Below are 12,648 nucleotides of genomic sequence, written 5' to 3' on the forward strand. Positions count from 1 at the left end.
CTCAGAAGGGCAGCTTGTCGGACACCGCCGAGACGGCGTTCTTGGCCGCCAGCTGTGACTCGAGCGAGGCGATGTGTGCGGCGTTCTTGGTGCGCCACACCAGACCGGGGTTGCCTGCGGTGTCCAGCGAGGCGAGGAGCACGCCGCCCAGCAGGCCAAGGTTGCCGAAGAACTGCTTCTTCTCCTCGGCCTTGGCCTCTGGGTCGGACTCCTCCCAGAAGCGGTGCTCGAAGAAGGTGGCGGGCACCAGGCTGAGCGCCAGGGCTGCACCCGCGACCCGCGGGAACTTGCCCAGTGCGAGCAGCGTGCCCGCGCCGGCCATGACGGCCCCGTTGACACGGACGAGCAGCTCGGGGTCCCCGGGGACGCCGAGCGGCTCGGCGACCGACTCGGAGAACTTCTGGGCGGCGGGGATGCGTGAGCCCGGGTGCTGGAGAGCGTCGATGCCGCGCGTGATGAACGCACTGGCGAGCAGGGGGCGGGCGAGCTTTCGGAAGACCATGGGGCTCCTCGTGGGTCGGCCGGTGTCCGGGCGGCGGTGCACCGCCCTGGGTCTAACCTAGCCGGTCCAGCCAGGCCAGGACGGTGCGCGTCACCAGCGCCTGGTCCCGTGAGGGTGAGTGGTTGCCGGGGACCTCGACGAGCTCGAGGGTCGAGGCGTCCGTCTCGGCGGTGACGGCCTCGCGCACCTCGGCGGGTGAGCCGAACGGGTCGGCGCTGCCCTGCACCACCAGGGTCGGGATGCCGGCGGCCAGCGGCACGGCCAGCTCGGCCGCCCGGCTCCGGTCCGGTCGGCCGGGTGGGTGCAGGGGGAAGGCGAGGCACAAGACGGCGTCGGCCCTCGGCATACTGCCCTCGGGGTCTCCCGGACTGGTGCGGCAGGCGACGCGGGCGCCCGCGCTGCGCCCACCGACGACGAGGGGGCGGGGGAGCGGGTCCCGGAAGACGGCGGGCACGACCGCCCGCCAGGCGGTGTCCAGCGTGGGCGGTCGCGTGGCGACCTTGCGTCCGGCGACCCGCCAGGGCTGCTCGACCAGGACCACCGCCCACCCGTGGTCGGTGGCCGTCAGCGCGCTCTGCAGGTCGCGCGGCCAGGAGCCCAGGGGGCCACCGGCGCCGTGACCGAGGATCAGGGTGCCCCGCAGTGCACCCTCCGGGAGGTGCACGCCGACGCGGGCCTCGCCCTCGGAGGTGTCGACACTGGTCCAGGTGACCTCGCGCGGGCTCACTCGCCGAGCACCTCTCCGGTGGCGGGGTTGACCACGCCCACGAGCTGATCGTCGGGGAGACGCTCCAGCAGGTGGGCCCCGTTGTTGCGCGTGGCGTTGACGGCGGTGCTGATGGGAATGGCCTCGAACCGGCCCGGCCCGGGCGACTCGAGCATGGCCCTCACCTCGTCGGGGCCGGTCGTCGCGGGGTCCAGCCAGTCCTGCCACGTCGCCCGCTCAAGGACGACCGGCTGCCGGTCGTGGACGCGGTCCAAGCCCGGCTCCGCGGCGGTGGTGATGATGGTGAAGCTGACGATCCAGGCGCCCGGGTCGTCGTCTGCGGCGCTCCGGTCCCGCCAGAACTCGTAGAGCCCGGCGAAGCCGATCTGGTCGCCGTCGGCGCGGTGCATGAAGAACGGTTGTTTGCGCGGCTTGCCCTTGGCGTCCACGGCCACCGGGGAGACCTGCCACTCGTACCACCCCGCGGCCGGCACGATAGCCCGTCGGGCGGTCGCGGCACGGGCGAAGGCGGGCTTGTCCAACAGAGTCTCGGCGCGGGCGTTGGTCATCCGCAGACCGACCTTCGGGTCCTTGGCCCAGGAGGGCACCAGCCCCCACGTGAGGTGGCGCAGTTGGCGCACCGGGTCAGCGTCGGGCTGCTTCTCCCCGTCGGGTCCGCGCGGGGCGCGGGTGAGCACCACCGGAGCTTGCTTGGACGGCGCCATGTTGTAGTCGGGGGCGCCGACGGGTGGGTCCTGGGGATTGACCAGGACGCTCCGTGAAGCCTCCCCGGAGGCATCCAGGTCCACCTCGAACGCCTCGATGAGTTCATCCGGGTCTGCCGTCGCCGCGTACCTACCGCACATGGATCCAACCTACGGCCGGGCACCGACAACCACCTCACCGAGCGACCAACGTCACCGAGCGCTCCTGCCAGGCAGAGAGCCTGGCGCGCGGCGGTCCCGGTGGCGCGGGTCCGCGGGTGACACCATGGAGGGGTGAAGGTGTCAGAACGCGGGGGTCCGCTCCGTCCGCTCCGTCAGGCGAGCAAGCTCCAGAACGTCCTCTATGAGATTCGGGGCCCCGTCGCCGCGCGGGCCGCACATCTCGAGGCCGAGGGCCACCGGATCCTGAAGCTCAACATCGGCAATCCGGCGCCGTTCGGCTACGAGGCGCCTGACACGATCCTGCAGGACATGATCGCGGCGCTACCGACCTCACAGGGCTACTCCGAGTCCAGGGGGATCCTCCCGGCGCGCCGGGCGTTGGTCAGCCGATACCAGGACGAGCCCGGGTTCCCGGACGTGGACGTCGACGACGTCTATCTCGGCAACGGTGTCTCCGAACTGATCATGCTGGTCCAGCAGGCCCTCCTCGACGACGGCGACGAGGTGCTGATCCCTACGCCGGACTACCCGCTGTGGACCGCCGCCACGAGCCTGGCCGGCGGCACTCCCGTGCACTACCTGTGCGACGAGGCGGCGGACTGGGCGCCCGATCTGGAGGACATCCGGTCCAAGATCACCGAGCGCACCAAGGCCATCGTGGTCATCAACCCGAACAACCCGACCGGCGCGGTGTACTCCCGCGAGGTCCTCGACGGGCTGGCCGACATCGCCCGGGAGCACTCTCTGCTGATCCTGGCCGACGAGATCTACGACCGGATCCTCTACGACGACGCCCGTCACACCAGCATAGCCAGCGTGGCGCCGGACCTGCTGGTGGTGACCTTCAACGGGCTCTCCAAGACCTACCGGGTGGCGGGCTACCGGGCAGGATGGCTGGTCATCAGCGGTCCGAAGTCGCACGCGACGGGATTCCTCGAGGGCATCGAGCTGCTGGCCTCGACCCGGCTCTGTCCCAATGTGCCCGGGCAGCACGCCATCCAGGTCGCGGTGTCGGGACGCCAGAGCATCGAGGACCTGATCCTGCCCGGTGGCCGGCTGTTGGAGCAGCGGGACACCGCCTGGTCGATGCTCAACGCGATGGACGGGGTGACCTGCGTCAAGCCGCAGGGCGCGCTCTACGTCTTCCCGCGCCTGGACCCGGACGTGCACGAGATCCACGACGACATGCGGTTGTGCCTCGACCTGCTGGAGCAGGAGCACATCCTGGTCGTGCACGGGTCCGGGTTCAACTGGCCGACGACCGACCACCTCCGCATCGTGACCCTGCCGGCGCAGCGCGACCTGGCCGACGCCCTGGAGCGCATGGGCAACTTCCTGGCCAGCTACCACCAGTAGGCCGCGAGCTCACCACCGGCAGGCACAGGCTGCTCCGATGTTTGTCAAGCCGAAGGCTGGCGGCCGCGACAACCAGCGCCCGGTGGGCATCTTCGGGCGCCCTCTGGTTCCTCGGGCCGACTGTAGCCAGCCCGAGGAACACCGAGGCGCTCGAAGACGCCTGGGTGGGGTAGGCGCCCGCGACACGAGAGTGATACTCCTCGGTGTGTCAAGCGCTGGGGTCGATTCTCTCCGTCCCATCGTGTGGGACCGCCCTGCAATGCTCGTCGGGGTTGTGCGACGCAACACCGCGCGATGCTCGGTCGGGGTTGTGCGACGCAACACCGCGCGATGCTCGGTCGGGGTTGTGCGACGCAACACCGCGCGATGCTCGGTCGGGGTTGTGGGACGTGACACCGCGCGATGCCAGGTCGGGTTCGGGAAGAGACCGCGAGGGTGCGGTGTTGTGCACCACTGAGAGCGCTCGACCTCAGGAGGTTGCATGACCCTGGCCACCCTTGCCCCCACCGACGCCGGTGTGAGGGTCCCCGGTGCCCTACGGTTCGCGGGGCACTCCTCGCCCGGTACGGGGCTATCGTGGACCTCGATGACTAACGACGAGGTGACCGAGCCGGCGACCGACGAGTCGACCAACGACGAGTCGACCAACCCGGACCATGAGGTGGACGTCGAGCAGGAGACCGAGGCCGAGCGCGCCGCGCGGTTCCAGCGCGAGGCGATGCCCCTGCTGGACCAGATGTACAGCGCGGCCCTGCGGACCACCCGCAACCCCACCGACGCCGAGGACCTCGTGCAGGAGACCTACGCCAAGGCCTTCGCCGCGTTCCACCAGTACCGCCCGGGCACGAATCTCAAGGCGTGGATGTACCGCATCCTGACCAACACCTACATCAACATCTACCGCAAGAAGCAGCGCCAGCCCCTGGAGTCGGATGCCGCCGAGGTCGAGGACTACCAGCTCGCCCGGGCGGCGCAGCACTCCTCCACCGGTCTCCGTTCCGCCGAGGCCGAGGCGCTGGACCACCTGCCGGACTCCGATGTGAAGCGGGCCCTGGCCTCGATCGGTGAGGACTTCCGGATGGCGGTCTATCTCGCGGACGTCGAGGGCTACTCCTACAAGGAGATCGCCGAGATCATGGAGACCCCGATCGGCACGGTCATGTCGCGCCTGCACCGTGGGCGCAAGCAGTTGCGTGACCTACTGACCGACTACGCGCTGGAGCGCGGATTCATCAACGAGGCGACGGTGAAGTCATGACTGAGTGGGAACGCCAGGGTGAGACCGACTGCGCGCAGGTCGTCCTGCGGCTCTTTGAGTATGTCGACCACGAGGCCGCGGACGAGGACGGCCGGCGGATCCGGGAGCACCTGGACGCGTGCGGCTCGTGCCTGCGCGAGTACGAGCGGGACCTCCTGCTGAAGGAGCTGGTCAAGCGGGCCTGCCACCGCGAGGCGGCCCCGGAGACGCTGCGCAGCCAGATCATGGCGCGGATCAGCACGATCCAGGTGACGACCCATGTGGTCCGGGAGGACCCTCGCTGACCTGACCGTGACGAGCTCGAGCCGCCTCTTCGCAGGGGCGACGGAGAATTTCGCAGGGGCGACAGAAGGACGAACAGAAGGACCCCGTGCCCTGAGGGCGACGGGGTCCTTCTGTGCCAGCCTGACCAGGCGTCAGGGGTCAGGCGTTGGGGGTCAGGCGTTGGGCTTGCGGCCGTGGTTGGCGGCCTTCTTCTTGCGGTCGCGGCGCTTGCGGGCACGCTTGCTCATGGCATCTCCTCGCGGTCGTGGGCTGGGCGGGCCGGCGGCGTCAAGGCCCTCCGGTCCGGCCGCCCATTCTCGCACAAGTCGTCCCTCGGGCCGCGAAGAGTAAAGATTGGTTAAAGAATCAGCGGTTTAGTGCCCCTCGGGTGCCAAGTTCCGCCCGGATATGACACCCTAGTAGGCAGCCATGAACGTGCGCCCCGGCAGGTGGGGCGATGGTCGTGGTCCTGAGTATCGGCCCCGGGAAGGACTGACACTATGTTTGCCGCGATCTTCGATCTGCTCGCCGCTGGCTCGTTTATGGATGCGCTTGGCGCTGTCATCGACATCGTGAGCTGGGAGGACTGACGGCCCACGCCGCAGGTCTCCTGCGCTGAGTTGAGCGGCGTCGATGCCTGAGGCCCTTCAGGCGTCGGCGTCCCTGTCTCTGCCCCGACGCCGCCGACCGCGGCCCTCGGAGCAGGCCACCGCGACGGTCGGCATCTACATCACGTCGGTCTGTCTGCTCGCCGTCCTGGTGGCGGCTTTCGACTGGCGGGCGAGCGGCCCTCCTACCTGGAACCCGGTCATTGTCCTGACCGTCCTCGGCATCCTCGGTTCCTCGCTGCGCGAACGGGAGCTGGGGCCGCACCTGGGAGTGTCGGTCGCCACCGTCATCCTGGCGGCCGCACTGCCGCTGGCCGGGCCTGCGGGTGCCGTCATCGTCGGCTTCCTGTCCTACCTCGGGAGCCTCCGCTCCCAGCGGTTGCGCACGCGCATCTTCAACGCGGGGATGACCGGGGTCGTCGGAGGGGTCGGCGGCCTCGTCTACAGCCTTGCCGGCGGCGTCTATCCCGGCGAGGACAACGACCCCCTGGGTCTCCTCGTGCGCGTGGCGCTCCCACTGGTGCTCGCCTACGTCGTCATGACCCTGGTCAACACCATCCTGATCGGCGGGATGGCCAGGGTCACGAGTGGTTCGAGGGTCTGGGATGTTGCCCTGCGGACCTTCCGGCGGCTGGGGGGCGGCTATCTCACGCATGCCCTCATCGCCTTCCTCTTCGTGGTCCTCTGGGCACCGGTAGGAGTCGGCACGTTCAGTGCGGTCCTCATCCTCGGGCCGATGTTCATCGCCCAGTGGACGTTGAGCCGGGACTCGGTGGAGCGCCGCTCCCACGTGCGCACGGTCAAGACCATCGTCGCGGCGCTGGAGGAGGCCAACCCCTACTCGGTGGGCCACAGCGCGCGGGTCGCCGAGCTGTGCGACCGCATCGCTCCGCGGGTCGGGATCGACTCCGCGGGTGCGGAGGTGCTGCGCTATGCCGCGCTGCTGCACGACATCGGTCTCATCGCGGTCGCGCCGCGGATGCCGCGGGCCAGCGGACCCGTGGATCTCGACTACCTGGTGACCATCACCACCCATCCCGAGGCGGGGGTGCGGATGCTCAGGGGCATCGACTTCCTCAGCGGTGCCCGGCCCGGGATCCTGCACCACCACGAGCGGGTCGACGGGCGGGGCTACCCGGCCGGGTTGGCGGGCGAGGAGATCCCGCTGTTCGCCAGAGTGATCGCGGCGGCCGATGCCTTCGACTCGCTGACCACCACCAGGTCCTACCGCGGGGCCCTCGACCAGGAGGCCGCCCTGGAGGTGCTCCGCTCTCGGGTCGGCACACACCTGGACGGACAGGTCGTGGAGGCGCTCGCGGAGGCCCTGGCGACCCGCCGCTGGTGGCCGACCGTCATCGAGGAGGACGTCCGGTCCGCCGTCGGTGACGCCCACGACCACGACGACCCGCTGGTCAGCGACCTGTATGCCGAGTGGTCACCCGACGCGGAGGGGGTCCGGTGAAGCGGGCACGGGCCTGGTCGCGTCGCTCACAGGCCGTCGTCTACACCGCGGCCGCTGCGGTGGCGCTCGCGCTGCTCCACGCCATACTCAACATCGGCAACATCTCCGTCGGTGGGTGGGGGGTCGCCATCGTCTACGCCGTGACGATCGTCGTCGGCGAGCTGTGGCGCGTGAACGTGCTGGGCACACGAGACTTCACCCCGATCGCGCTGGCCGCGAGCCTGGCGATGCCCATGACGACGTCCCTGCCGGGGAACCCGGAGACGGGCTACTCGGCGGGCTTCGTGGTCGTGGTGGTGGCGCTGGCCACCTTCGTTGGCCACCTCGTGCGGCGGTGGATGTCGGTCGGGGCCTTCGTCCTCGACCAGATCGCCTCCCGGGTGCTGGTGGTGACCGTGGCGGCCATCCTCTTCCTCGAGGTGCCGCTGGACGGCCGACCGCTGGCCGTCCTGGTGCACGAGTGGCACGACATGATGTGGATGGCCGCGCTCGCGATGCTCGCGGTCGCCCTCGTGGCGATGGGACTGCAGCTGCTCCTGATGGCGATGCGCCACTCCGTCAGCACCCACGCGCTCCTGTGGCAGTCGCTGGTGGACGAGGTGGGCGCCGTCGGGCCGCTCGCCCTGGCCACCACCTCCAGCGCCACCGTGATCGCGCTGGCCGTGGGTGCTCTGGGGCAGGTCGCCATCCCGCTCTTCCTGGCGCCGCTGCTCCTCCTCCAGCTCGCGGTGAGCCGTCAGTCGCTGGTCCGGGACGCACAACGGCAGACGATCCGGTCGCTGTCCCGACTCACCGACCAGGGCGGGTTCACCACAGTGGGGCACGGGGACCGTGTGGCGACCCTGTCCCTGGCGATCGGGCGCGACCTGGGCCTGGCCGAGCGCGACCTGGTCGACCTCGAGTACTCCGCCCTGCTGCACGACCTCGGTCAGGTGTCCCTCCGGCGGCCCATCCCGGGCGGGGCCACGACCGCCATCTCCCCGCTCGACCAGCGCCGGATCGCTCACACCGGAGCCTCGATCCTGGCGCGCACGGCCGAGCTCAGCAGGTTGTCGATGGTGGTCTCCGGGCAGGCCACGCCCTACCGCCACGGGCGCGAGGCCCAGGACCTGGCCCTAGCCTGTCGCATCCTCAAGGTCAGCAACGCCTTCGACGACCTCACCGGCGGCCACGTGAAGCGTCCTGCCGCAGCACAGGCACTGGAACGCATCCGGCTCAACCTCGGCTACGAGTACGACCCGCTGGTGGTCCGATCCCTCTGCCGGGTGCTGGTGCGCGACGGGCGGGTCACCCCCGCCGAGGTCGTCGAGCTGGACGTCTGAGCCGCTCAGGATGCGACCCGGGCCCGGCTGAGCACGTAGCCTGGTGCGGTGCTGCTCGCCCTCGACACCGCCACCGGAGCCATCGGAGCCGCCGTCCTCGACGGTGACCGGGTGCTGTCCGAGGTGACGCACCAGGACTCGCGGCGCCACGGTGAGCTTCTCGCGCCCGCGATGGAGCAGGCGCTGGCGGGGGCGGGGATCGGGGTCGGCGACCTCACGGCGGTGGCGGTCGGGGTCGGGCCAGGTCCGTTCACCGGGTTGCGGGTCGGCATCGTCACCGGGCTCGTGCTGGGGCAGGTGCGCGGCATCCCGGTGCACGGCATCTGCTCGCTGGACGCCCTGGCAGAGCAGGCGGTGGTCGAACAGGTCGTGGACGACCGGTTCCTGGTCGCCACGGACGCCCGCCGCAAGGAGGTCTACTGGGCGGAGTATGCCGTGGAGCACGGCCACCCCCGGCGCACCGGCGGCCCCGGGGTCGCCCACGCGGCCGACCTTCCCGAGGCCGCTCGAGCGCTCCCGGCGGTCGGGCGCGGACCGCTCCTCTATGACGCCCTCACCCGGGCCGGGGGCGACGCACCGGTCGATGTGCGTCCCGGGCTGCTCGGGCTCGTCGCCCACCGAGCCCTCGCCGCCGGCGAGGTGCAGGGGGCGGTGGCGGACGGCATACTGCTGGCTCCCGAGCCCCTGTATCTGCGGCGCCCGGACGCGGCCGTGCCCGGCCCGCTGAAGACGGTCCCGTGAGCGGCGGGCACACCGGCACCCGGCTGCGGGCGATGCGGTGGCAGGACCTGCCCGAGGTGCAACGGATCGAGACGGCAGCCTTCCCCGACGACGCGTGGTCCCCGGCCAGCTTCTGGGGCGAGCTCGCGGCGCGCCCGCGGCGTGACTACGTCGTCCTCCACCCCATTCTTGGGGAGGTTTTGCACGCCCATCACGCCTTTTTGGGGAAGTTTTGTCCGCCCGAGCCGCTGATGGGCTACGCCGGTCTCGACCTGGCGGGGGAGACGGCCGACGTGATGACCATCGCCGTCGACCCCGCGCATCGCGGCGAGGGACACGGGGTGCACCTGCTCGAGGCCCTGCTGGACCGGGCCGAGGCCGCTGGTGCGTCGCAGGTGATGCTGGAGGTGCGGGCGGACAACGAGGCGGCGATCGGTCTCTACTCCCGCTACGGTTTCGCGGAGCTGCACCGGCGCCGGGGCTACTACCAGCCGGGGTCCGTGGACGCGCTGATCATGCGCAGAGAGGTGGGTCACCGTGACTGAGCCGCTGGTGCTGGGGGTCGAGAGCAGCTGTGACGAGACCGGGATCGGTCTGGTCCGCGGGACCACGCTGCTGGCCAACGCGGTCGCGAGCAGCGTGGACCTCCACGCACGCTTCGGCGGCGTCGTGCCGGAGGTGGCCAGCCGGGCGCACCTCGAGGCGATGGTGCCGACGGTCCAGCGGGCGTGCTCGGACGCCGGGGTGACCCTGCAGGACGTCGACGCCGTCGCGGTCACCGCGGGGCCGGGGCTGGCCGGGGCGCTGCTGGTGGGCGTGGCCGCGGCCAAGACCCTCGCGCTCGGGCTGGGGGTGCCGCTGTACGGCGTCAACCACCTCGGTGCGCACGTGGCCGTCGACGTGCTCGACCACGGGCCGCTGCCGCAACCGATGATGGCGCTGCTGGTCTCCGGTGGCCACACCAACCTCCTGCACGTGCCGGACATCACCAGTGACATCCGCTCCCTGGGCGAGACCATCGACGACGCGGCCGGCGAGGCCTTCGACAAGGTGGCCCGGGTGCTGGGGCTGCCCTACCCGGGAGGTCCGCACATCGACAGGGTCGCGAGTGGTGGTGATCCCACCGCGATCCGTTTTCCTCGCGGGCTGACGGCCCGCAAGGACATGGAGCGTCACCGCTACGACTTCTCGTTCAGCGGGTTGAAGTCCTCGGTCGTGCGGTGGGTCCAGGCGCGTGAGCGGGCGGGTGAGCCGGTCCCTGTCGCGGACGTCGCCGCCTCCTTCCAGGAGGCCGTCGTGGACGTGCTGACGGCAAAGGCGGTCCTGGCCTGCACCGAGCACGGCGTGATGGACCTCCAGCTGGGTGGCGGCGTCGCGGCCAACGGTCGGCTTCGGGAGCTGCTCGAGGAGCGGTGTGCCAAGGCGGGGATCCGGCTGCGGGTGCCGCGCCGCGACCTCTGCACGGACAACGGTGCCATGGTGGCCGCGCTCGGAGCCCTGCTCATCGCAGCCGGGCACGAGCCCTCACCCCTGGACATTCCCGCGGATTCCTCGCAGCCGGTCGGCCAGATCCGTCCGTTGGTGCGGGTCGCGTCATGAACCGGGTCACCGGCGCCCGGGCACCTCTTGTGGCTGCGGTGACCTGCGCGCTGCTCCTCGCGGCCTGTAGCGGTGGTGAGTCACCCGCGAGTGGCACGTCCGCGGAGCAGACGACCGGCTCCGGGTCCTCGTCGGGCCCGGCGGACAGCGGGACGACCACCGGTGATGCCGCGACCGAGACGGACGCACCAGACACGGGCGTGGACACAGACACCACCACCGGAGAACCCCCCACGAGCGCCCCGGACGGGGCCACCGCCCCCACCGGCGAGCAGGGGATCGGGCTGCCGTCCGCGGCCGGGCTCGAGGCGGCCCGCGCGGACGTCGCCGGGCTGTCCGACCGTGAGCTGGCGGGACAGCTGGTCGTCGGCGCCTACTCCGGCACCGACAGCGCGGCTGCGGCGGCGCTGGTGCAGGAAAACCACCTGGGTGGACTCATCACGCTCGGGGGGAACGTGCCGGAGTCGGTGGACGCCCGCGTGCCGGCCCTGACCGCGCTCACGGCCTCGGTCCAGCAGGCGGTGGCCGCGGACGGACGGGACTGGCCGGCGTTCCTGGCGATCGACCAGGAGGGTGGTGCGATCACCCGGGTCGGCGCCCCCCTGGACCACTGGCCCGCTGGGATGGCGCTGGGAGCCGCACGGGACCCGGCGCTCGCCCGGGAGGTCGCCCAGGCCTCCGGCGAGCAGTTGCGCGCGCTGGGCTACACCGTCGTCCTCGCGCCGGTTGCGGACGTCACCTCCGGGCCGGAGGACCCGACGATCGGTTCCCGTTCGCCCGGCAGCGACCCGGGCGTCGTGGCAACTGTCGCGACCGCCCAGGTCATCGGATTCGCGCAGGCCGGCATCCTGCCCGTGGCCAAACACTTCCCGGGACACGGCACGATCCCGGCCGACAGCCACGTCGGGGTGGCCGAGCAGACGGCCGACCTGGCTCTGCTCGAGGAGCGCGACCTGGTGCCGTTCCGGGCGGTGGTCGGGGCTGGCGCACCAGCGATCATGCCCGGGCACATTGTCGTGGACGCCCTCGACGCGGACCGGCCCGCCACGATCTCCCACGAGGTGATCACCGGGTTGCTCCGCGAGGACCTGGGCTTCGGCGGGCTGGTCGTGACCGACGCGCTAAACATGGGGGCGATCACCCAGGGCGGCAGCACCGACCACCCGGCGGTCCAGGCGCTGCTCGCCGGCGTCGACGTGCTGCTCATGCCGCCGGACCCGCGGGGCACCGTCGACGCCATCGTCTTCGCGCTGGAGGACGGCACGCTGCAGCGCGCGGACCTGGAGGAGTCGGCGGCCCGGATGGTCGCGCTCCTGCGACACCAGCAGCAGGTGCCGGCCCCAGACCTCTCGGTCATCGGCTCTGACCACGAGCTGTCGGTCCGCGCGGCCGCCGCGGGCATCACCCAGCTGTCCGGGCCCTGCGGGGAGCGACTCGTGGGTGACTCGATCACCATCGCGGGAGGGACGGAGACCGACCGTGCTGCCCTGGCCGCCGCCGCGGAGGCCGCCGGGCTCGGCACCGGGTCCGGGGACCGGGTGGTTCTGGTGGGCGGCGCCAACTACAGGGCCGGCGGGGGATCGGGCGGTCCGGGCACCGGCACGGGCGACGTGGTTGTCACCACGGACCGGCCCTACCCGCTGGCCGACAGCACCGCGTCGACCGCGCTGATCGCTGCCTACGGCCGTGACCCGGCGACGATGGAGGCCCTGGTGCAGGTGCTGTTGGGCGAGGCCGAGGCGACGGGCACGCTGTCGACGCCGGTCGGCGACTTCGCGATCGGTGCTGGCTGTCACTGATCGCGGCCTCCCACCCAGGAACCTTCACTGGGGGTGGGTCTGCGTGGGTGTTATGGATTTGTTATGACGTGGCACTGGTGTGGTGGTGTTGGGGGTGGGTAGGTTGCGGTTGTCCGCGTTGGGTGGGCGTTGTCTCGGGCCTTGGTTCGTGGCTCTTGTGGGGTT

Annotated in this window: 13 protein-coding genes; 9 read left to right on the forward strand and 4 right to left on the reverse strand. The window is 71.2% G+C overall.

From position 1 onward, the window contains the following. Window position 1: 1 nt before the first annotated feature. The 3 genes from MWU75_RS03060 to MWU75_RS03070 are packed head-to-tail and all read right to left on the reverse strand — an operon-like array spanning window position 2 to window position 2,074. Window positions 2-502 carry a DoxX family protein gene (locus MWU75_RS03060; RefSeq protein ID WP_247088071.1) on the reverse strand — a complete coding sequence of 167 codons (501 nt, stop codon included), beginning with the start codon at window positions 500-502 and terminating at the stop codon, window positions 2-4. Window positions 503-554: 52 nt separating this feature from the next. Continuing rightward, window positions 555-1,229 (reverse strand): alpha/beta family hydrolase, encoded by a 675-nt coding sequence (locus tag MWU75_RS03065; RefSeq protein ID WP_247088072.1) that lies wholly within the window; start codon window positions 1,227-1,229, stop codon window positions 555-557. Then, complete coding sequence (locus MWU75_RS03070) at window positions 1,226-2,074, reverse strand: SOS response-associated peptidase (protein WP_247088073.1); 849 nt, start codon at window positions 2,072-2,074, stop codon at window positions 1,226-1,228. Before MWU75_RS03070 ends, MWU75_RS03065 begins: the two co-directional genes overlap by 4 nt. 132 nt (window positions 2,075-2,206) lie before the next feature. Between MWU75_RS03070 and MWU75_RS03075 the strand changes: the two genes are divergently transcribed. The 3 genes from MWU75_RS03075 (at window position 2,207) to rsrA (ending at window position 4,993) form a co-directional block, all read left to right on the forward strand. Further along, a complete protein-coding gene (locus MWU75_RS03075) occupies window positions 2,207-3,451 on the forward strand; it encodes a pyridoxal phosphate-dependent aminotransferase (protein ID WP_348647722.1) in 1,245 nt (414 codons plus the stop codon). Between the two features lie 586 nt (window positions 3,452-4,037). Beyond that, the gene (locus MWU75_RS03080) at window positions 4,038-4,709 is read left to right on the forward strand and encodes a sigma-70 family RNA polymerase sigma factor (RefSeq protein ID WP_247088074.1); all 672 of its coding nucleotides are present in this window, start codon (window positions 4,038-4,040) and stop codon (window positions 4,707-4,709) included. Continuing rightward, entirely contained in the window at window positions 4,706-4,993 is a 288-nt protein-coding gene (gene rsrA / locus MWU75_RS03085) for a mycothiol system anti-sigma-R factor (protein WP_247088075.1), read from the forward strand. The genes MWU75_RS03080 and rsrA overlap by 4 nt, the downstream gene beginning before the upstream one ends. A 153-nt stretch (window positions 4,994-5,146) precedes the next feature. Here rsrA and MWU75_RS03090 read toward each other — a convergent pair whose 3' ends face one another. Next, window positions 5,147-5,296 carry a hypothetical protein gene (locus MWU75_RS03090; RefSeq protein WP_247088076.1) on the reverse strand — a complete coding sequence of 50 codons (150 nt, stop codon included), beginning with the start codon at window positions 5,294-5,296 and terminating at the stop codon, window positions 5,147-5,149. A 310-nt stretch (window positions 5,297-5,606) separates the two neighbouring features. Between MWU75_RS03090 and MWU75_RS03095 the strand changes: the two genes are divergently transcribed. Genes MWU75_RS03095 through MWU75_RS03120 form a run of 6 tightly spaced genes read left to right on the forward strand, consistent with a single transcriptional unit; the run spans window position 5,607 to window position 12,483 of the window. After that, the gene (locus MWU75_RS03095) at window positions 5,607-7,043 is read left to right on the forward strand and encodes an HD domain-containing phosphohydrolase (RefSeq protein WP_247088077.1); all 1,437 of its coding nucleotides are present in this window, start codon (window positions 5,607-5,609) and stop codon (window positions 7,041-7,043) included. Continuing rightward, window positions 7,040-8,365: an HD domain-containing phosphohydrolase gene (locus tag MWU75_RS03100; RefSeq protein ID WP_247088078.1), complete on the forward strand. Its 1,326-nt coding sequence runs from the start codon at window positions 7,040-7,042 to the stop codon at window positions 8,363-8,365. Before MWU75_RS03095 ends, MWU75_RS03100 begins: the two co-directional genes overlap by 4 nt. 48 nt (window positions 8,366-8,413) lie before the next feature. Then, on the forward strand, window positions 8,414-9,106 hold the full coding sequence (gene tsaB, locus MWU75_RS03105) for a tRNA (adenosine(37)-N6)-threonylcarbamoyltransferase complex dimerization subunit type 1 TsaB (RefSeq protein ID WP_247088079.1): 693 nt from the start codon (window positions 8,414-8,416) through the stop codon (window positions 9,104-9,106). Next, entirely contained in the window at window positions 9,103-9,630 is a 528-nt protein-coding gene (rimI, locus tag MWU75_RS03110) for a ribosomal protein S18-alanine N-acetyltransferase (protein WP_247088080.1), read from the forward strand. The genes tsaB and rimI overlap by 4 nt, the downstream gene beginning before the upstream one ends. Further along, the gene (gene tsaD, locus MWU75_RS03115; RefSeq protein WP_247088081.1) at window positions 9,623-10,684 is read left to right on the forward strand and encodes a tRNA (adenosine(37)-N6)-threonylcarbamoyltransferase complex transferase subunit TsaD; all 1,062 of its coding nucleotides are present in this window, start codon (window positions 9,623-9,625) and stop codon (window positions 10,682-10,684) included. Before rimI ends, tsaD begins: the two co-directional genes overlap by 8 nt. Next, complete coding sequence (locus tag MWU75_RS03120; protein ID WP_247088082.1) at window positions 10,681-12,483, forward strand: glycoside hydrolase family 3 N-terminal domain-containing protein; 1,803 nt, start codon at window positions 10,681-10,683, stop codon at window positions 12,481-12,483. Before tsaD ends, MWU75_RS03120 begins: the two co-directional genes overlap by 4 nt. Window positions 12,484-12,648: the final 165 nt, after the last annotated feature.

This window comes from Ornithinimicrobium sp. F0845, assembly GCF_023015765.1.
GTDB lineage: Bacteria > Actinomycetota > Actinomycetes > Actinomycetales > Dermatophilaceae > Ornithinicoccus.

What these genes read in the sequence shown, in the direction of transcription:
- MWU75_RS03070 (WP_247088073.1), bottom strand. Translation starts at nt 2,074, where the DNA reads ATGTGCGGTAGGTACGCGGCGACGGCAGACCCGGATGAACTCATCGAG.
- MWU75_RS03060 (WP_247088071.1), bottom strand. Translation starts at nt 502, where the DNA reads ATGGTCTTCCGAAAGCTCGCCCGCCCCCTGCTCGCCAGTGCGTTCATC.
- MWU75_RS03120 (WP_247088082.1), top strand. Translation starts at nt 10,681, where the DNA reads ATGAACCGGGTCACCGGCGCCCGGGCACCTCTTGTGGCTGCGGTGACC.
- MWU75_RS03080 (WP_247088074.1), top strand. Translation starts at nt 4,038, where the DNA reads ATGACTAACGACGAGGTGACCGAGCCGGCGACCGACGAGTCGACCAAC.
- rsrA (WP_247088075.1), top strand. Translation starts at nt 4,706, where the DNA reads ATGACTGAGTGGGAACGCCAGGGTGAGACCGACTGCGCGCAGGTCGTC.
- MWU75_RS03095 (WP_247088077.1), top strand. Translation starts at nt 5,607, where the DNA reads ATGCCTGAGGCCCTTCAGGCGTCGGCGTCCCTGTCTCTGCCCCGACGC.